General features: G+C 66.4%; 22 protein-coding genes. All 22 read right to left on the bottom strand.

The window, feature by feature from the left end; genetic code table 11:
* Nucleotides 1–10: 10 nt before the first annotated feature.
* The 22 genes from LDB29_RS07825 to LDB29_RS07720 all read right to left on the bottom strand — a co-directional run bounded on the left by LDB29_RS07825 (nucleotide 11) and on the right by LDB29_RS07720 (nucleotide 18,696).
* Nucleotides 11–1,435, bottom strand: coding sequence for a conjugal transfer protein TraH (locus tag LDB29_RS07825; protein ID WP_013846837.1), 1,425 nt, complete (start codon nucleotides 1,433–1,435; stop codon nucleotides 11–13).
* Between the two features lie 45 nt (nucleotides 1,436–1,480).
* Nucleotides 1,481–2,065 (bottom strand): hypothetical protein, encoded by a 585-nt coding sequence (locus tag LDB29_RS07820; protein ID WP_013846836.1) that lies wholly within the window; start codon nucleotides 2,063–2,065, stop codon nucleotides 1,481–1,483.
* Nucleotides 2,062–2,934, bottom strand: coding sequence for a conjugal transfer protein TraF (locus LDB29_RS07815; protein ID WP_013846835.1), 873 nt, complete (start codon nucleotides 2,932–2,934; stop codon nucleotides 2,062–2,064). The genes LDB29_RS07820 and LDB29_RS07815 overlap by 4 nt, the downstream gene beginning before the upstream one ends.
* Complete coding sequence (locus LDB29_RS07810) at nucleotides 2,931–3,542, bottom strand: S26 family signal peptidase (RefSeq protein WP_013846834.1); 612 nt, start codon at nucleotides 3,540–3,542, stop codon at nucleotides 2,931–2,933. The genes LDB29_RS07815 and LDB29_RS07810 overlap by 4 nt, the downstream gene beginning before the upstream one ends.
* Nucleotides 3,514–4,395 carry a type-F conjugative transfer system pilin assembly protein TrbC gene (locus tag LDB29_RS07805; RefSeq protein WP_013846833.1) on the bottom strand — a complete coding sequence of 294 codons (882 nt, stop codon included), beginning with the start codon at nucleotides 4,393–4,395 and terminating at the stop codon, nucleotides 3,514–3,516. The genes LDB29_RS07810 and LDB29_RS07805 overlap by 29 nt, the downstream gene beginning before the upstream one ends.
* Nucleotides 4,367–5,485 carry a conjugal transfer protein TraN gene (traN, locus tag LDB29_RS07800; protein ID WP_013846832.1) on the bottom strand — a complete coding sequence of 373 codons (1,119 nt, stop codon included), beginning with the start codon at nucleotides 5,483–5,485 and terminating at the stop codon, nucleotides 4,367–4,369. Before traN ends, LDB29_RS07805 begins: the two co-directional genes overlap by 29 nt.
* Entirely contained in the window at nucleotides 5,482–7,425 is a 1,944-nt protein-coding gene (locus tag LDB29_RS07795; protein WP_013846831.1) for a hypothetical protein, read from the bottom strand. The genes traN and LDB29_RS07795 overlap by 4 nt, the downstream gene beginning before the upstream one ends.
* Nucleotides 7,426–7,744: 319 nt before the next feature.
* A complete protein-coding gene (locus LDB29_RS07790; RefSeq protein WP_013846830.1) occupies nucleotides 7,745–8,761 on the bottom strand; it encodes a TraU family protein in 1,017 nt (338 codons plus the stop codon).
* Nucleotides 8,758–9,423 carry a conjugal transfer protein TraW gene (locus tag LDB29_RS07785; protein WP_013846829.1) on the bottom strand — a complete coding sequence of 222 codons (666 nt, stop codon included), beginning with the start codon at nucleotides 9,421–9,423 and terminating at the stop codon, nucleotides 8,758–8,760. The genes LDB29_RS07790 and LDB29_RS07785 overlap by 4 nt, the downstream gene beginning before the upstream one ends.
* Nucleotides 9,413–9,649, bottom strand: a complete 237-nt coding sequence (locus tag LDB29_RS07780) for a hypothetical protein (RefSeq protein ID WP_013846828.1) — start codon at nucleotides 9,647–9,649, stop codon at nucleotides 9,413–9,415. The genes LDB29_RS07785 and LDB29_RS07780 overlap by 11 nt, the downstream gene beginning before the upstream one ends.
* Nucleotides 9,646–10,155 (bottom strand): hypothetical protein, encoded by a 510-nt coding sequence (locus LDB29_RS07775; protein ID WP_147373619.1) that lies wholly within the window; start codon nucleotides 10,153–10,155, stop codon nucleotides 9,646–9,648. Before LDB29_RS07775 ends, LDB29_RS07780 begins: the two co-directional genes overlap by 4 nt.
* Nucleotides 10,152–10,562, bottom strand: coding sequence for a hypothetical protein (locus tag LDB29_RS07770; protein ID WP_013846826.1), 411 nt, complete (start codon nucleotides 10,560–10,562; stop codon nucleotides 10,152–10,154). The genes LDB29_RS07775 and LDB29_RS07770 overlap by 4 nt, the downstream gene beginning before the upstream one ends.
* The gene (locus LDB29_RS07765) at nucleotides 10,559–10,885 is read right to left on the bottom strand and encodes a hypothetical protein (RefSeq protein WP_013846825.1); all 327 of its coding nucleotides are present in this window, start codon (nucleotides 10,883–10,885) and stop codon (nucleotides 10,559–10,561) included. The genes LDB29_RS07770 and LDB29_RS07765 overlap by 4 nt, the downstream gene beginning before the upstream one ends.
* A complete protein-coding gene (locus tag LDB29_RS07760; RefSeq protein ID WP_257556800.1) occupies nucleotides 10,882–13,398 on the bottom strand; it encodes a TraC family protein in 2,517 nt (838 codons plus the stop codon). The genes LDB29_RS07765 and LDB29_RS07760 overlap by 4 nt, the downstream gene beginning before the upstream one ends.
* Nucleotides 13,395–13,997: a TraV family lipoprotein gene (locus LDB29_RS07755; RefSeq protein WP_013846823.1), complete on the bottom strand. Its 603-nt coding sequence runs from the start codon at nucleotides 13,995–13,997 to the stop codon at nucleotides 13,395–13,397. The genes LDB29_RS07760 and LDB29_RS07755 overlap by 4 nt, the downstream gene beginning before the upstream one ends.
* A gap of 35 nt (nucleotides 13,998–14,032) precedes the next feature.
* Nucleotides 14,033–15,346, bottom strand: a complete 1,314-nt coding sequence (locus LDB29_RS07750; RefSeq protein WP_013846822.1) for a TraB/VirB10 family protein — start codon at nucleotides 15,344–15,346, stop codon at nucleotides 14,033–14,035.
* Nucleotides 15,343–16,101 carry a type-F conjugative transfer system secretin TraK gene (locus tag LDB29_RS07745; RefSeq protein ID WP_013846821.1) on the bottom strand — a complete coding sequence of 253 codons (759 nt, stop codon included), beginning with the start codon at nucleotides 16,099–16,101 and terminating at the stop codon, nucleotides 15,343–15,345. Before LDB29_RS07745 ends, LDB29_RS07750 begins: the two co-directional genes overlap by 4 nt.
* The gene (locus tag LDB29_RS07740) at nucleotides 16,085–16,723 is read right to left on the bottom strand and encodes a TraE/TraK family type IV conjugative transfer system protein (RefSeq protein ID WP_013846820.1); all 639 of its coding nucleotides are present in this window, start codon (nucleotides 16,721–16,723) and stop codon (nucleotides 16,085–16,087) included. The genes LDB29_RS07745 and LDB29_RS07740 overlap by 17 nt, the downstream gene beginning before the upstream one ends.
* An 8-nt stretch (nucleotides 16,724–16,731) precedes the next feature.
* Nucleotides 16,732–16,998 carry a type IV conjugative transfer system protein TraL gene (locus LDB29_RS07735; RefSeq protein ID WP_013846819.1) on the bottom strand — a complete coding sequence of 89 codons (267 nt, stop codon included), beginning with the start codon at nucleotides 16,996–16,998 and terminating at the stop codon, nucleotides 16,732–16,734.
* Between the two features lie 136 nt (nucleotides 16,999–17,134).
* Nucleotides 17,135–17,452, bottom strand: coding sequence for a hypothetical protein (locus tag LDB29_RS07730; RefSeq protein ID WP_013846818.1), 318 nt, complete (start codon nucleotides 17,450–17,452; stop codon nucleotides 17,135–17,137).
* Between the two features lie 181 nt (nucleotides 17,453–17,633).
* Nucleotides 17,634–18,404 (bottom strand): DsbC family protein, encoded by a 771-nt coding sequence (locus LDB29_RS07725; protein WP_013846817.1) that lies wholly within the window; start codon nucleotides 18,402–18,404, stop codon nucleotides 17,634–17,636.
* On the bottom strand, nucleotides 18,391–18,696 hold the full coding sequence (locus LDB29_RS07720) for a hypothetical protein (RefSeq protein WP_013846816.1): 306 nt from the start codon (nucleotides 18,694–18,696) through the stop codon (nucleotides 18,391–18,393). Before LDB29_RS07720 ends, LDB29_RS07725 begins: the two co-directional genes overlap by 14 nt.
* Nucleotides 18,697–18,778: the final 82 nt, after the last annotated feature.

Raw genomic sequence — 18,778 nt, 5'->3', positions numbered from 1 at the left:
CGGCCCTCCGTCAGCGGTTGCGGTTGGCGGCGGCGCCGGCGGCGTCGCGCGCATCACGGTCGCGCTGGCGCACGACCCCGGCATAGTTGGCCGAGAGGTTCGCCTGGTTCAGCGCAGCCATGTAGGACTGGCGCATCTGCGCGCGCTGGCGCAGCACCTCGTCGCGCAGCCCGCTCAATTGCTCGATGCCCTTGGCGAGGATGCGGGTCTGGCAGATCCTGGCGCTGCCTGCATCGGCCGCACCGGCGGCGGTCACGCCGCGTTCGGCATTCGACACGGCAAAATCTATGCTGCGCGTGAGGTCGTTGAGCATCTGATAGGCGAGCGTCAGCGCAACCAGCTCGTCGGTATCGCCGATCACGCTCTCGACCAGCCCCTGGCGCACGCCCCATTCGAGCAGGCGATAGACCGGCAGGGTCCGCACATTGGCGACGAACTGGCGTTCCTCCGTCGTCAGAGTGGCGCGCGTGCGGATCTTGACCGCGATCGACTCCATCCGGCCGCGTGCGAGCACCAGCGCGCCCTTACCGCTGCCGTCGGTCGAGCAGTCGGCGGCGGTCGGCGGCACCGCGATCGCGCGGGTCTGAACCTTGCCGGTCAGGAAATCGTCGACACTCTCGGTGTCCTGCCGTGCGCAGGCGGGGATGGCCGTGAACAGCGGAACCTTGTCCGCCGGGTCCCAGCGCATATAGACGTCGCCAACGCGGGCGCGCATGACGCCGGCCCAGTCGGACGCGCCGACACGCGCGGCGGCATGGGCTAGCAGCGAGCCCGTCTTGAAGATTTCCGTGACTTCCGCCGGGCAGTTTTCCAGCGCATCGCGCAAATCCTCGGTCGGATTGCCCTGGTTCGCCTGGATCTTCTCGCGGCTCTGCTGATAGCTCTTGGAGAAGCCCTCGCGGACGCTCTTGTAGCCGGTCATCTCCTCGATGATGCCCGACATATTGTCGTCGCCCCGGGCGATCTGGACCATGCGGTTGGCGAGCCGGCAATCGTTGACCTGGATCGAGTTCAGGAAATTGGTCGCCGCCTCCATCTTCGAGATGATGTTACCCATTTTTTCATCGAGGGTTTCCAACAGATACTGGAAAGCGACAGCCGGGGCAGCCTGAAGGATGCTTTCGAGCTTCTGGACGAGATAGTCGGGATCGAGGAACGACATGCCGCCCAAAAACATGTCGATTCCCCCGCAGCCCGCGCGGACCTTGGGCAGCGTGACCGACATGAGATAGTCGTTATGGACATCGATCCGGCCCGACATGCCGCCCGCGGTGATATAGCCGCGGGTCTGGTCCTCGAAGGAGCCGGGGCTGGTGTAGGTCACATTGTCGAACCAGCTTTCGGCCCAGCTTTGCGCGGACGCGGGCGAGGCGAAGGACAGACAAGCCAGCAGGGGAAGGGCGAGCAGGGTCAGGCGGCGGCGCGGGTTTGCCATGGCGGGCAGCTTTCGTTTACGCGGGCAAGGGGCTGGCTCCCCATGTCAGTTCCTTGCCCTGTTGGAGGAGGGACGCGTGGGTGCGGCCACGATTCCGGTGAACTTGGCCATGCCGCGCACGCCGACAGCGGGCTTCACCCCGGTCAGCATCTTGGCGGCGAGGTAGAGATTGCGCGCGAGGTTGGGCGCATGATCGGTGCCGATCGCGACGGGAATGACGCGATTGGAGTCGGAGACGGGCCGGACCCAGGCGACAGGGTGCCCGACCCAGGGCAGGCCGAGACGCCCGGAGCGCAGCATCGCTTCCTGGCTGCCGATCGTGCGGACCTTCCAGCCATAGCGTTGCCCCAGGGTTCCAAGCCGCGCCCAGAGATCGGCGCAGGGGATGCAACCGGGCGCCGTGCTCATCTCGACGATGAACGCGGGGGCCTGGCCTTTCATGGTTTCGGCGAAGTCGGGCGGCCAGTCGCGCGTCACCGGAACGCGGGCGAGCCACTGGCGCATCTCCGGGTCGGTGGCGACAGGGTGGATCGCCGCGCGCATCGCCTGTTCGTGCGTCGGCGCCTGCGCTTGAACAGGTGCACTCGCCATGACCAGCGCCACAAGCAGGATGGGGGCGAAGCGGATCATGGCCGGGGCTCCATCCGAACGTCCACCAGATCGCCCCCCAGCACGCGCGGATCGGTGGCCGACACCGGGCCGTTGGCGAGCGCGTCGAAGAACCCGTCTTCCTCGCCCGCACCGGTCAGGAACTGTTCGGGCCGGATATCGCCCGCTAGCAACCGGACTGCCTGGTAGGCCATCTGGATGAGGTTGGGATAGGCCTCGACTCCGCTCGCGATCACCATGCGCTGCTGGCTGCCTCGCCGGATCACCATCGTCGTGGGCGTGACCTCGACCCCGAAGCGCTGCGCGAGTTCGGGCTTGCGATCGATGTCCTGCAGCGTGACCTGCCAGCCCATCTCGTCCTGGAAGCGCTGGACGATCGGCCACTGGACACGGCAATAGCCGCAGGTCGAACGCGAGAACATGACCAGCGCGAATTCATTGGACCGGCTGCGCAGATACTGGCGGCGGACCTGATCCTTCTGCGCGGAAAGCTGATCGCGCGCCTCGCCGACCATAGGGTTCGCCGATTTGGCGTTGAGTTCGGGATTTTGCAGCATGGCGATCTGGGTGACGCCGGCGAAGGCGCGGGCCTTGCGCCGGGCGAAGTCCTGCAGGCGCCAGAAATCCGCCACCGCATCGACCGTCAGCACGGTCGCCGCGTAATCCCGTTGCTCCTCGATAAGCTTCCTGATCTTGGGCGGCGTCCATGTCGCCAGCTCGACCATCGGTGGAATGCGGGGTTTGACGAGCGCGTCGGGATCGGGTTCATCGTCGGCGGGTTTGGGCGGCGCCTGATACCACCAGTAGCCGGTGCGTTGATCGACGGTCTGCGCATGGACAGGCAGGATCGGCAGGAGCACCGCCGCGATGAGGAGGGCGGCGCGGATCACAGCAGCTTCTCCATGCGCTTCAGCCGCTCGATCTCGACCGGGCCGTAGTAGCGGCTGTCGAACCCGCTGGCGTGTGACGAGCCGACATAGATCATGCCCGCGGGGATCGTCGGATAGAACGGCCGCCAATGGTCGAGCTTCTGCCCATTGTGCCCATAGGGCTTGCTGATGCCGAGCAGCTTGCCGTTGCAATAGTACCAGCCATCCCATTCGCCGGGATGCATGGGGCCAGATGCAGACGACGGCTTCTCGATCCAGTCGATGCGGTCACCCGGCAGGCACAGAGCCATCTTGGTGACATCGACCGGCCTGGGGCCGGCGAGCGGATGCGACAGGGTGAACGATACGAAATCGCCGCGGTGGATCGGCCCCGGCGCCTTGCGGACGAGCCAGGCGTCGATCGAGGGACTCATCACGATGGTTGCCTGGGGAATCGCCCACCAGGTCAGGAGGCCGACCGGCAGGACTATGCCGAACGCCTTCCAGAGCTGTTTGGGGCGGGGTGGCTGGCCGAGGCCGGAACTGCCGAGCGCGACCGCGGCTTTCAGCGGCAGCAGCTTCAGTTCGGCCCAGCCGGATCTAGCGGCCCTGAAGGCGAGTCTGAGCATCGCTGACCTCCTGCTTGCCGCCGAGGCGGGCATATTCTTCGAGAAGTCCGGAAAGCGCCGCGTCGCCGTAGATGACATGGGCGGCACGCGGGGCATCATCCTCGCGCTCGCAATAGGGGAGCGCCGGATCGCCGGGCACCATGGCGAGCGCGGGGACGCGGGTGACGCCGTGCTGGCGGAAAATGAGCGGATCGACGATCAACTGCACGTCGCGCATCGCGCAGGCCGGGCCTTCGCAGCCGGGATCATGGCGCAGGATTTCCGCCGAGAGCTTCGCCATCGGCGCGACCTTCGTCAGCCCGCCGGGCATTCCCCGGAACGCCAGCACGCCGCCGACCCGTTCGAGCTGCCCGGCATAGGTGCGCAATGTCGTCAGCGGCATCGAGGACGAGACGAACAGGACCGGCACCCAGCCTTTGGCCTCGGGCGGTACGGTGGCGCCCGCGACCGCCTCCATGTCGGGCGCATCGAGACCGAGCGCCTGGCCGAGCCGTCTGGCCATGGCGTCGCGCTCGGCGGCCATCGCTTGCCTCCCTTTGTCGAGCGCGGTGCGCGCCCGCGCGTCCATCGCTGGCGACGGGGCGCGTTTGCGCAGTCCCTCGAAGGCGCGGCGGCGGGTCTCTTCCGATGGCGCGGGCAGCGCGGTCGGACCTCGTGTTTCCGCTTCGGCCTTTCGCGCGGCGGTGGCGCGTTCGAGCCGGTCCATCGCCGCGTCGCCTTGCGCCTGCGCGCGTTCCCTGGCGTTCACCGGTGGCGCGGCATCCTGCGCGTGGGAGGGCGCGGAGGCGGCGAGGAGGAGGGTGAGCGCGGAGAGACCGCGCAGCCTATGGCGTGACCGCACGCATATACGCATCGATCTTGTCCTTCATGTCGATCTGGATGTCGGCCTGGGCGCGGGCCTCGATCTCGGAATAATATTCGGAAAGGTCCATTTTGGAGAAATCCAGCGCCTGGAATTCCTCGGGGGTGAATCCGCGGCAGTAGGGGTTCTTCGGCGTGCCCCAGCCCAAGCCGTTGAAGCTCTTGAGCTGCGGGCGACCCTGTTCCTGGATGATGCGGCCAAGCTTGGTGTTGAAGCAGCAGTGGCCCTTGGATTTCTGCACGCAGATGCCGAGGATCTTCGAACTGCAATAGGTCCCGACTTCGTGGCACATGCCCGAGCCCCGGAGCATGCCCACTTCCATGTCTTGGCTGTCACAGCCGGACAGGAGGAAATCCATCATGAAGTTGATGGCGAGACTGATGGCGATCGAGGTCGGATCGATCCCGGCGATGATCGCGTTCGCGCCGGAGCTTGCGGCCTGGCCAGCGGTCGCGCCCGCCTTAAACGCACCATAGGCGGCCTTCATGCCGGTGAAGACGCCTTTCGCCACCGCGATCTTCGTGCCGATCGACGAGATGGATGAGCCCATCCCGTCCTTGACGATCTTGCCCTTGTCCTTGCAGCAGTTCGAAAAGGTGGTCTTGAGGCCCGCCGGGCGGCAGCGCACCGCGCGTCCCGCGAATATCTCGATATTGCCAAGGCAATGCCCTTCGGCGTCGACTTCGCCATCGGCAGGCGCGCCGGGATCGTCGACGATGGGATCGTCCTCAATTCCGGTGCCGTCGCTGCCGGTGCAGGCATTGGGCGAGCACATCGGCGTGCCGCCGCCGACCGGCGTCAGGCATGAGTGCTGGCTGCCGAGCGGGCAGCTATACGCGCCCTCGGCATCGGCCACGCACATCACTTGCTGGATCGGGCAGAGCCATTCTTCATCCGCCATGATTGTGCAGTTCGCGACCTCGCCAGGATCACCGGCATCGCCGTTGCCATCGAGATCGACCGCGCAGACCGGGAGCGTTTGCGCTTGCGCTGGCGTGACATGCCCCGCGAGCAGCAAGCCGGACAGGCCGAGCGCAAGCAGCTGTGCGCGCTTCCGCCAGGGAAGGAGGCGCCCGATCATCGCACTTCCCCCGTGCAGACCATGTCGGCCCCACCGAGGCGGACGGTCTGCATCATGACGACGGCTTCGGGAAAATCGTCGAGGCAGCCGCAGGCCGAGACGATTTCCTCGCCCGGACCCACAGGGCAGACATCGCCGCCGCCTGCCGCCGTGCAGGCATGGTAGAAGGTGTCCCACCCGACAGGCGCATTCTGTTTCGTGCCGACCACTCCGTCGAGGGTAGCCGCCGTATTGCGCGCGGGCGCGCGGGTCTTGCAGACCGGCTCGCAGGCCGGAACCGAACCGCGATCGGGCAGCGCGAAGGGCCGTGACGCGGTGGCATAACCCCCGTCCGAGGTCCTCGTCCGGTCGGCCAGCATGGTCTCGGTCGAATGGTCGATGATATAGGCGCCGCGGCTCAGATCAGGTTCCGGCATCGATCCGGTATCGACGGTACAACGATAACGGCGCTGACGCTCGAACCATGGCCGCGCGAGACGGAGCGAGCAGGCGCCGCTCTCGAACAGGCGTGCCTGGGGGAGGGGCGTAAGGCCGGTGCCGACGCCGTTGCGGAACGTCTCGACGCCATCGACGCTTTCGTCATGAAGCGCGCAATTGACGTCGCCGGCATAGCCCGCGCACAGGTCGACGATCCGCTCGGTCGGGTTGCAACTGAGATCGAGCATTGCATCGAACTGCGCGAAGGCCTCTCCTTCACCGCCGACCGCGATGCGCATGGAAATGACATGCTCGCCGCGGGTCAGCCACGGCTTGAGGTCGAGATTGGGATAGGCATGCCAGGTCCGTTTCCGCTCGCACTTGCCGGGCGGCAGGCCGGTCCCGGTCCAGTTCGCCGGATTGGACAGCACGAGCTCGCCGTCGATGCGAAGCTGGAGCCAGTCGTCGAAGAAATAGTGCGAGAGCCGGAACTGCGCGAGGCGATCGGGATCATCGATCCGCAGCCGCATGGAAAACTCGAAGATGCGGCAGCTCCCGCCTCGCAGGCTGTCGTCGCGCGGCGAGCCCATCTGCAATGTGAGCTGATCGGGTGCGGGCGCATAGATCGCATAGGCGCCGCCGAGATGCGCGATCACATCGTCCGCCTTGACGGCGTTCAACGACACCTCCCGCGTGATCGTGCAGGACCGGATCTGCTCGGCCTTGCCGACGCCGGCGGGCGAGCCCTTGAGCGCCTGGAAGATGCTGTTCGATGCGGCGACGCTCGCGGCATCGCCCTGGATCGTGGCGGGACTGGCGCGATAGGCCGTCTGCGGGAGCGCGGGGTTGGGCGAGCAGGCCGTGCTTTGGGCGCCAGTGTAACGGATGGCCGGGCCGTCGATCACCGCCTGCGCGACGCCGACGCGCGGATCGGCCGTGGTGAGCGCGCCGATGACGCCGCCGCCCAGGTCTTTCAGCACCGAGGCCATATTGCCCCAGACGAGGTTGCTGCCGCAGCTGTTGTTGATGCAGTAGCAACCGGCGAGATCGGTCAGGTCGACTTGCGCGAGCTTGAGATCGCCGCCTGACGCAACATCCCATTTGAAGCTCTTGCACTGGTTCCAGGTGCCCGGCTGACAGGAGACGACGCCATTGGCGCAAATGCCCGATACCGGCACCGGCAGGGTCAATGTCTGGTCGACCGTGCCGTCGAGATCCTTGTCGCGCGATATCCGCAGCGTGCCGATATCGCCGGTCGCCGCCGGCTGCGCGATCAGTTCGAGCAGCGTCGCCGTCTTCTGGCACGCTATATTGGGGTTGAACGTCCGGCTGTTGTCGACTGTCGAGATCGGTTGTCCGGCAAGCCCCGGCGTCAGATAATTCTGCTGGATCGCATCGCTGTCCGAGGTCTTCGCGCGGGATGCTTCGGCGGCGGCGCGGGCGCGGTCCTCGACCGTCTGGGCCGAGAGCGGCGCCGGCGCCAGAGCGCTGGCCGCGAGGAGGAGGATGCCGCGCTTCACCATGGCGTCCTCGCGCGGGTGGTTCGCGAGCCATGGGCGAAGCGCAGCATGTCTCCCGCCCGGAACGCGCTGGATCCGGGCGAGAGTATCCTGAAGACGGCCTGTCCCTCAAAAATGGTCAGCGCGGCCGCCACCGGAGATACGGCGGGAGGGGGCATTGCCGGCCCCGGCGGGGGGCTTTCGGCCGCGCTGACCGAGGGGGGAGCGGCGGTTGAAAGGCACACCGCCGCTCCTTCCGCGCGCCCGCTCACGGTGGGGAGCGTTCCGTGACGAGCGGGGCAGCTACCCGCGCGAGACGCACGGTTTGGGGGAAGCGATCTGCTCATGGCGTGGAAATCCCCGCGCAGCAGATCGCCTTCTCGAACAACATGAATTGGGCATTGTCCTTGCCCGGCGCGTGCTTGCCCGATGTCCAGAGCGCGCCGGGCCGCCCGATATTGACGCACTTACCGCCCTTGACCGGCTCCATGATCTGGAGCTTGTAGCGGGACTTGGTCCAGATCGGCTGCGCCTTGAACGAGCAGCCGTCCGCCGAATGGATCGTGAGAGCGCCCAGCCTGCCCATCATGAAGGTCGAGCGCGCGGCGAGCCCGGCCCAGGCCTCGACGCTATCGCCAAAATGAATATCGCCGGCGACCGGATAGGTCGCGCCCCAGGACCCCATGCACCAGAATAGAGGGTCAATGACCTTGCCAGCGGCCGCCGCGGCGCTGTCGGCCATGCAGGCAAGACCCGCCGCCGGATTGCCGAACAATATGCCTTCGGGCTGGATGATCGCGCCGAGCGTCCCCGACTGCCAGGTCGGCAGAACCTCGGTGATCATCGCGACGTCGAACCCGTCATCTTCGATGCACGGCAGGTCGGTGAACATGTCGAGCATCTTCCAGACCGGGCTGATGTAGTAGTGCGCCTGCGCGAACATCTTGCGGGTGTTGGTGCCGTCGGAGATCGACGACTGGCTGCCCTGGAGCTTGCCGCCGGTCGGCATGAGATCGACGCCGAGCGCCATCATGCAGCCCGGCTCGGTCACGACATCGATCATGCGGTTCGGGCTCCAGAACGAAACCTTGACCCCGAACCAGAAGGTCGCACCCTTGCGGCAGGCGCAGAGCGGTTTGGAGGCCGACTGGGCGTCCAGTTCCTTGTCGAGCTTATCGTAGGAGCCCACCCGCACGCCCCCGATCGTGATCGGGAAGATGCAGTTCCAGCGCACCTTGGTGATCGGATTGAACACCGTGCCCGCCTCGCATTTGGAGGCATGCGCAGGCGTGGCGGGCGCGACGAGCGCCAGAGCGAGGGCCGCCGCGCCGGTGCGCAGCATCGAGATGAGCCGACTCATGGGATGGCCTTTCGTACGGGAGTGCGATCGGCGCGCACCTCTGTCAGCTCCAGCTTCTGGCCGACCTGCCGGACGATCACGGGCGCGACGGTGAGGCCCAACCGCTCCTTCACGCGCTCCTCGAGAATGAAGAGGGCGCGGCCGTGCTTCTCGCCAAGCGAGAGCGCATCGTCCTTTGCGTCCCCACCGCCGGTGAGGATGATCCAGTCGGTGAGCGCGGCGGTCTTCAGCGCCCAGCCCAGATCGCGGGGATGCACGACCACCAGCTTCTGCGGCAGCGACACATAGGTCAGCGGGTTGAAGGTGAAGCCCGCCGGATAGAGCAGCTTGCCGTCCGGCAGCCGGATTTCCTGATCGAGCGTGTAGAACGGCACAACGCTGCGAACCTGGGTCTGGCGCGCGACACCGAGCGTCGCGCCTTTCAATGCGCTCCAGCCCGAACGCGGTCCGAACTTTTCCGCCATATTGGGCGGCTGCTTTGCGGCGCGCGCCTCGATCTCGGCCATCGCGTCGGGCTCGGCGATCAGCCAGGTGCGCCCGATGGTCGATGTCTCGGCGTGGGCCACCCCCGCGACGATCAGCGCGCCGGCCAGACACCCGGCGATGAGCGTGGACTGGATGGCGACGACATGCCAGCCTTGGGGGACACGTCTATCGACCACGGCGGCGCTCCCTCCAGGGAACGGCAGGCGTGCGACTCTCGCCGCAGACCGCGCAGATGAACGCGGTGACGCCCAGGAACAGCGTGAGCCAGATCAGCGCCTGGCTGCCGCCGAGGTCGGGGGCCGACCAGAGCACCAGCGAAGACTGGAGGATCATCAGCAGATGCGTGCCGACCAGCAGGCGAATGGATGACGGACAAGGCGCGCCGGAGAAGATGCCGTTCATCGGCCCCACCTTTCGGCATGTCGGGCGAGGGCATTTGCCATCCTCGACGCGCGGTGCAGGAACCAAAGTCCTCCCCGCACAAGCGCGATCGGCGTCAGGACAATAATGGCCGCCCGCATGAACAGGGGCATTTCCGGGACGAGCAGGAACAGGCCGACGATGATCGAGGCCGCCGCCGCTTCGAGGCCCACGATCTGCCGAAAGCGCAGAGCCGCGATCCTCTCGTCCCGACCGGACGTATATTCCATGGCAAGCGCGGCGCGGGCCATGATCAGGAGCACGGCTTCATTCGAGCGATGCAGGCGTTCGACATAGGCTTCCTGCGTCTCGCCCGGCAGGCGCGGCGCCATCCCTGGACGGACCAAAAGATCCTCCGGCCGTTTTCCGGGACGAGGAGGGATTTCGTCGATCCCGCCGTCGATCTGCCGGGCAAGCCAGCGGATCATGTCGCCGACCAGCGGGCGGATCGACGACGGGTCGGGCGATCCGGAGAAGCTGCCGTTCATGCCCATCTGCGTGCCCTCCGCGTGACCAGCCAATTCGGGATGCTGTCGATGATGCGGGCGATGCCGATCGCCAGCGCGGCGCCGGTGAGTCCGGCACAGGCGATCAGCCCGGCCACGAGCGGCACGGGCACGCTGTCTGCGGCCCCGCACAACCCTAGGCCGGCATAGGCCAGGGCGGCGATGACCGGCCCGGTGAAGGTCAGCAGGAGAGCATGCCGCCGCCAGCGCTGGCGCTCGCTTTCCAGGATGGTCCATTGCGCATCGCGAACGGACGCGAGGAACCGGACCCGGTCGCCCAGTTCCCACTGGCAGCGGACCAGGTAGTCGTGAAGGGATTCGTCCGGCCTGCGCACGACGAGGGTCAGGCGCTCATTGCCGCCACTGGGCGGGAGTATGTCCAGCATCATCTTTTCCTCCTGAGTTTTGCGAGCAAGCGGCCCGCGGCCCCGGTCAGGCCGATGAGGATGAGCCCGGTCAGGAAACAGCCGCCGCCAACGATCGCCGCGCCGCGAAGAACGATGCCGGCGGGCTGTTCGAGCACCAGCCCGGCCGCGAGCACGAGCGATGCGATCATCACGGATTCGATGACCACCAGGCGGAAGCGCCAGCGCAATGCGTCGGCTTCCGCCCGTGCGGCGACGCGCGCCTCGATGATCCGCTCGATATCCTCATCCGGGCTCTCCACGAGCCGGAGTGGCAACTGGTCGGGGGAGGGGGAGCGCCGCGTCATGACAGCGCACTCCGCTTCAGCGGCGCTGCGTCATCGAAGGACGTGCCGATTATCCCGGCGGGATCGACGCCGGCGAGATCGCACACCGCTTCGAGCGGCGAGCGTCCGGCGCGGACCAGCGCCTCGAACGCGGCCACGTCTTCGGGCGCGGAGGTGTTGATCCAGTAGCTGAACGGATCGACGACGAGCCGGGCGATGCCGAGGCCAAGCGGGCTGTCGATGAAGACTTCCGAATAGTTCGGTTTGTTGTTGCGGACCGATTTCAGGAGGTCGAGGACGAAACCCGAATAGTCGAGGATCTTGTTTTCGACCGCCTTGTCATAGGTCGATCCCTGCAGGAGGAAGCGCGTCGCGGCATTTTCCAGGATCACCTGTCCCGTGCCGCCGAACAGCAGCAGATCGTTCATGCTCTGGAGAATGATGCCGAAGCTGCCGCGATATTTTCGGGCGCGGCGATAGCCCTGGCTGATCGCCTCGGCGAGGCGCGACAGGTCCTGGCCCTCTTCGCGGGTCATGAACTGCGCGGCTTCATCGCACAGCACGAAGCGGGGGCGATCACGGGCGGACAGGTAGAGTTCCTGCGTTACCGCGTTGATCACCACCATGACGACCACGTTGAACAGGTCAGGCATGGCCTTCAGGCGCTCGAGTTCGAGCACCACGAATTCATCGTTCGAGATGTCGAACGTGCTGGGACCGTTGAAATAATGGCCGTAGGCTCCGTCCGACCCGAAATCACGCAGGTTGAAGGCCAATTCGCGCGCCGTGGGCACGAGGTGGTCGACCCGGTCGAGATCGGAGACGGTGTTGGCCGGATAGGAGCCGAGCCATTCGCGCACCGCATCGATCCCGGCTTCCGCGCGGCCGCTCTCGATCGCCCATTGCACGGCGGACTTGAGCAGGTTCCATTCGGACGTGGTGACGCCCTTGCGCGTCCCGGCGTTGGCCATCTCCGCGACGATCGACACCGCCATCGAGATCGCGGACTCTCGATCGTCGCCGTCGAGAGCGAGCCCCAGGTCGAACGGATTGAGGACGAGATGCTCTTCGCCCAGATCGATGTAACGGCCCGAGCAGAGCGTGCAGAGCTTCTTGTAGCTGCCGCCGATGTCGATGATGCGGATGAGCGCGTTCTGCGCGAAATACTGCTGGCACAGGTTATTGAGCAGGAAGCTCTTGCCCGCGCCCGATTCCGCCGAGACGATGAAGTTGTAGTTGTTGATACGCGGATCGAAGAGGTCGAGCGTGATGAGCTGCCCCTTGCGGCCCGTGTAGAGCAGCGCCGGCCGCCCGCCGCCCCGGAAATCGGTTTGGATCGGCGACATCAGCACGCCCGCGCGCACCGGCACGCGGAAATCGCGCTGCAGCATACCGATCGTGCGTCGCTCGGGGTACAGGCCGAAGGGCAGGCTTGCCGCCAGCAGGATCGGGTTGAGGTAGGATTCCTCCTGGACCATCCACGGCAGCGGTTCGCTCTCCCACAGCCGCTTGGCGCGCGCCGCCATCTCGCGGGCCTGATGGCGGTCGCGGCCGAACACCCACATGGTGGGGATTACCGAGACGAACCGGGTGTTTCCGGCCTCGTCCAGGATCCACCCGATCTCTTCGATCTGCTTGCCGACCTCGACCGCGAAGGACCCCGCCGCCTTCTGCGCCGAGAGAATCTGCGCGCGCTTGTGGATCTCGAAGGCCGAGTGATCGAAGAGGACATTGAGCGTATAGAGGAACGGCCCGCCGATCTGGTCGCTGTCCTCGGACGACCCGCGCATGCCGCCGGTGAGACGATTGGCACGTTCGGCGGTGATCCGCCGCGGCGGCGACTTGGGCGTCAGACAGCGCGCCACCTGGTTGCCCAGATATACTTCCGGCCCGTCGAAGCGGAGCGCCGGCCCGGCATCGATGATCTGGCGGCGCAGCGGCACGTCGGCGGTCTGGGTGAAGACGCCGGGCGCGGGCGCATGAACGCCGTTGAAAATGCGCCGGTAGAGCGAGATGATCTCGCTCGGCGCCATCGGGCGGATGCCGAGCTTGGCGAGCTGCTCCTCGATCTGGCGGCGCAGGTCGCTGTCCATCGGCGCGCGCGTCTTGACCGACAGGAATGCGCGGAAATCGCGGATCGGGATGCCATGCAGGGCCTTCAAGCCCATGGTGCCGGCGCGCAGATAGTCGAAGGTGCGCCGGGCCGAGGCCTGGATGAGCGGATCGGGCCGTGTCTTGAGGTCGAGAAAGGCGTCGAGCGCATCGTCGATCAGCGGGTCGGCGAAACTCTGGAGCTGGAGGATCGTGCCTTCGGGAAAATTGACGTTGAGCAGCCCCAGCAGCGCCTCATGGACATGGGCGAACATATAGGGGGAGGGGACCAGCTCCCAGCTATATCCCCAGCCGTCGTCGATGGTGAGGAATGCCTGTTCTTCCTCGACCCAGGCAGCGAGCGGCAGGAAGTCGGAATAGCTGTCGCGCTCGACGCTGCGGCGCAGCCGCGCCAGCGTCATGCCCGATTGATAGCTGGTCATGGCCGGGGGCCCACTTCATTCTGGCCATCGTCGAGGTGGTCCCGGACCTGTTCGAGCACGTTCACGCGGGACGCGGGCGAAACCGGGGCGACAAGATAGTCGCCGACCACCCATTGCGGGCGCTCGACCAGCGAATAGACATAGCGCGGCATGTAGAGCCGGTCGGGACGCTGCCGGTCGGCATAGGGCAGGATCAGCGTGCGGACCGAACGCGGGGGCTTGAGCATCGGCGTGACCGGCTGCTCGATCAGCCCCTGCAGCTCGCGATAGACGCTGTCGCGATAACCGGCGAAGGCGCCCGATGCCGCTTTGCCAGAGCCTGATCCGCCCGAACTGCGTGCGGACTTGCCGTCCTTGAGCAGTTTCCTGTCCCTGGTGACCGCCGGATCGGACTTCGATGCGACGCCCGCAACGGCATCGGCATAGGCTTTCTCAGGATGGATGCATTGGCCATGATCGTCGTTCTTGCAGCTGAACTTCTCGCTATAGGGCGACATGACCGAACCCAGCGTGGCGCAGCCGCTCAGCATGAAGGCGGCGCAGACCGGAAGAAGCCGGGAGAGGGCGCGCGATCGGCGCGCGGGCGATAGAGGCCGCATGGGCGATACTCCCTGTTGGATGAGGAGCCGGCGCATCAGAATTTGCTCCCGGCGGTCGGCTTGATTTCGAGGGTGACGCCCTCCTGAATCACGACCACGACGTCCTTCGCCGCGCCGACCTCGACGATCGGCCCCGCCTGACGCGCGAGATCGAGATAGAAATCCGTGAGCTTCTCGGACGATCGCGACAGGCCGCCGGCGATGCCGGCCTGTGCGGCGTCGCCCGCATCGAGCGTGCGCACCGAACCCAGCGCCGAGGTCGAGACGTCACCGACGGTGTTCTGGACCGTATCGGCGACCCCGGTGATGGTGCCGGCGATGAACGCGCGGGCGAGCGCAGCCCCGGCGCGGGTGACGACCTTGCCGGAGAGGCCCTTCTTGCCGTCGGCGTCGACGAAGAAGCCCTTGATGGGCTGGTCGACGACCGAGCGTTCGTCGAAATCGACGCAGGAGAGGCTGACCAACTGGACCTCGACCCGTTCCTTCGCGAGCGACCCGGTGGCGTTGCCGATGACGAAGCAGCCGGCGAGGTTGGCTTTGACGTCATTGGGCAGGACGGCGGGGGCTTGCACCCGCGCGATCAATGGTTCGGGATTGTTGGTCGCATCCCGGCTCGCCAGCGCATCGATCCCGGTGAGGAGCCGCGCCTTCATGAAACCAGGTGGCAAATAGATGGTCCGCGTCTTTTTTTTAGCGGCCTGTGCCCCATCGGCGGCCGCGACCGGGCTGGTCGCGGCGCCGATCGCGCCCACGGTCTTCTCGACCGGCGGGGCCGGAGGCGCGGGCGGCGCGGCAGGCGGTGAGGGCGGCTTCGCGACGGACGGATCGATGTCACCGGTCGCGGGCGGTTCGGGAAAATCGGGAACCGAGCCGGGTATTGCCGGAGGCAGATCGCCGTCGAGCGCATGGGGCGGCGTGCCGGCGCCGGGCACGACCTTGCCTTCCTCGATGGCGGTGACGCGATCGCCGAGCAATTGCTGTCCGTCGAGGATCTTCTGGAGGTCGCCGCGCAGCTTGACCTCGAGGCTGTCGCCGCGAAGCCCCGCGCCCATGTCGAGCTTCGAGCTGGGCGATGGCGCGGCCTGCTCGGTCTTGTTGCCGCTCGCCGTATAGAGGCCGAGCCCCAGCACGCCGATCGCGCCGGCGACGCCAAGCTGCCTTAAGCGCAGCTGCTGGCGTGCGGTCAGCGTTTGCCACCGCGTCTTGAGATCGAGCAGCGCGGGGCCGCGCGTATTCTCGCCAGAACGAGGGCGGTCCGCCTCATAGCCGTCGAGGTCGAGTTCCTCCGCGCGATCGTCAGGACCGCGCCCGCGGGGCCCGCGACCGCCGCGAGAGTCCCCGCCGCTCATTGCCCGGCTCCCCGGCGAACGACGATCAGCCGCGCGGCTTCCCCGGCCTCGATATTGCCCCGGTCGAGCGTGATCGCGAAGATGTTGGCGCCGAGCGCGCCGTCGAGAAAACCGCGTTCGTCGAGCTGCGCGCCGCCAGCGGCAGAGACCAGATATTCCGATGCCGAGAGGCCGGACCCGTCGATCTCGATCCGGCGTCGTTCCTCCAGCGTGGCGCCCGGCAGCGCCCGGAGCCGGATCGGACCTGATCGCGGCGCGACGCTGGTGAAGCTCGCCGGGATCCGGTCCTGGAGCATCGAGAGCGTGATCGAGACCGCCCGTTCTTCTTCGACCAGGGGCCCTAGCAGTTCCTCATTGGCGCGGGCGCGCTGGGGAGCACCGGGCTGGAGCAACACCGTCTGCGCCGGAATGTCCGACGGCTCGGCATAGAGCGCATAGACCGCGCCGTTGCAGGTGATGAAGAATTCGGACGGTACGGTGACGAAGCTGCGCGTCACCATCCCGGCATCGTCGATCTCGCGAACGAGGAACTTGATCCAGGCGTCCGATCCGGCACGCTCGACGGCGATCGCCTTTTCGGCCGAAAACCTGACGTCCTCGATTTCGCCGCCCGCGCAGACGACATGGTTGATGTCGCGATTGGACAGGCGAATGGTGCTGGTTTGATCGGGCAGCGCGGTGACGGTCTGCGCCATTGAGGGCAATGGCGTGGCCAGGAGGGCGAGCGCCAACGCCCGCTTAACGGGGGTTCGCATCGAAATTTTCCTCGGTAAGGGCGGTCAGCCAGAAACGGCCATTGTCGATCACGTAGCGAATCCGCAGATTGCCCCGGAATTTGCGGATCACGCCGCCGATCACCCGGACCTTCTCGACCGGCACGAGTATCTCGGTCCGGGTCCAGGTCACGGGCTGATCGGGACGGATGTAGGTCGCGATCGAGAGCGTGGGGTTGTTGGCCAGTTCGTCGAGCAGCCGGTTGAGGCTGTCGCGCAGGCTGTTGTAGGTGGACGGATGCGTGATGCTCAGCAGTTCCTGGAACTGCCGGTCGGCCGAGTAGGCTGAATAGGTTCCCGAAAGCGACACGACATTGCGAGTCATCGAGCGCAGATAGGCCTCGGACGGCTCGCCGCCCGTGACATAGAGGTCGCCGCCCGCGCCGAAGGGGACGATGACCGTCCGGGTGTTCTGGTTGGAGGTGTAGATCACCATGCCCAGCACCGCCGTGATACCGAACAGGCCGATGACGGCGAGCTTCAGCAGTCGGTTCTCCTCGAACAGGTTGCTCGCTCCCTGCAGGTAGCGGTGGATGCCATAGCTGCCGGGCTTGCCGATCAGCGGATCGCGTGGGGGTGTGTCGGGGGATTTGCGTCCGAACATGGCCCGCCTCACTCGTAGAACCGGGTCTGGGTCGGACCCGGATAGTTGGACCAGCGGACAAGCCCCCAGCGCCAGGCCATGTGCGGGATGAAGCCGCGCGGCTTGGTGCGGAGCCAGGGAACGAAAAGGAGAAGACCCGCGACGAGCGCCCAACCGAGCATCCCGCCCACGATCACGGCGACGAAGATCACCGTGATCACGAGCACGAACTCGTCCGATCCAAACCACAGGATCTGGACAGGTTTGTGCAGATATTGGGGTAGCCGCTCGTCCACGAGCCTTCTCCTCCTTGCGTCGTGACCTCCCTGCGAAGCTGGTTGAACTTCGGGGGTTGTCCCGCCAGTGCGCCTCATGCGCCCTGGCCCGTTGAGGTCCGCCGACCGCGCCCAGGCGCGGCGGCGGACCAATCCGTCAGATGACCATTCCGAATGTCTGGAGGATCGAGTCCGCCTTGATCAGGCAGACGGCCGCCACGATGGTCGGGATGCCGATCATGATGTTCGAGAAGAGCCTGCTCACGCCGAACAGGAAGGCCGCGACGCCGCCGACGAAGCCGAGCGGGCCTTTGACCCCTTGATTGACCACGATATCGTAGATGTCGTAGCCGAGGTCGCCGGCCGCCGGCGCCGAGAAGGCGTGAGCCCCACCGGCCCCGAGCAGCGCGAGCAGGGTTACGGGAATGCCGACATTGGCGATTGAGGCGGATTGTCTGCCGAGTGTTTTCAACATGCACTTGCTCCAGGGAAGATGGGCCGCTCCGGGGACTGCTTGCCGGCATCGATGAGGATCGCTGTCGGCCGACGGCGAGGCTGGACGGCCCGGTTCGGGTCCCGCCGCCGGCATTGGGATTTGCGCGGCAGCGGCAGGGCCGATGCACCGCGCGTTCGCGATGTGAGGAGCCGGAAGGCGATCAGCGGCCGGCATTGGCGAGCGCCTTCTTACCGTCGAGGAACGCCTCGATCTCGGCCTGCCGGAAACCGGAAATCATCTGTCCGTCCGCGATCAGGGTTGGCGTGCCGGTGATGCCGGTCTTGCCGACGATTCCTGCATGCGCCTCGACCCTGGCCTTACCTTCCGCGCATGTGCGCAAAGGCGTGGGCGCGGCTCCGGCGTAGATCGCCTTGAACGCCGCTTCCTTGTCCGGGGAGCAAAGGACATGCTCGGCCTTGGCGGCGGCCTCGGCGTGGATGCCGGAGACGAAGAAGATCAGGCGCCGTACCGGCTTGCCTTCGGCGGCCTTCGCCGCCCAGAAGCGCTCGAGCGCGCGGCAATAGGGACAATCGGGATCGGTGAATTCGACAACCGTGGGCGCGCCCGCCGGACCGATGGCGAGAGCCATGCCGGTGTCGATCCCGGCGAGTTTCTTCGCTGAAGCGGTGTTCTGCGCCAGCGCGGTGAGGTTCTGGCCGTTGCGGTCGTAGATTTCCGCGAACAGCAGATGTTCGCTGTCAGGCGCATAATAGATGATGCGGCCGCCTGCCGTCGCCTGATAGATCGGGCCCTTGACGGGCGCCGGCCCGAAATCCTCGAATTGCAGATTGACGAATGTCTGCCGCAATTCGCTTTCCGCGTCGCGCGCGGCGGCGGTAAGCGGATCGGCGGCTTGCGCGAACGCCGCGCCTTGAGCGGCAACCAACAGGGGGAGAGCGAGGGTTGTGGCCCCCAACTTACGGATGCGCATGCGAAGTCTCCTGAAGAGTGCTGGCGGGGCGGGAGAGCAGGCGCGCATCGATATGCGTGCCCGTTCCCACCGGGATGTGATCGGCGGTGACGGTTGCGGGCATCGGCTCCGTCCGGTTCGTCGCGGCGGCGCGCAGAACGAACCCATCGACCGTCGCCACCACGATGCGCGGCTGCTCGGCCACCGGCGCGACAACTGTCTGTCGGCCATGTCCGCCGGGTCCGGCACAGGCCGTCGTCGTGACGATCAGTGCGCCCAGGGCAGCCGTCATCGCTTTGGCAATCGGCATCATGCACGACTCCATGCTGGCGCCCCGCGCCATGGTTGATGAATACTTAATGGTCCGAAGTATCAGGTCCGATTCGACTTGAACC

It is taken from the genome of Sphingobium sp. CFD-2 (genome assembly GCF_024611135.1).
In the GTDB taxonomy this organism is placed as follows: domain Bacteria; phylum Pseudomonadota; class Alphaproteobacteria; order Sphingomonadales; family Sphingomonadaceae; genus Sphingobium; species Sphingobium fuliginis.
Note: the sequence above shows the minus strand (reverse complement) of the source record. Positions and strands in the feature narration are given on the sequence as shown.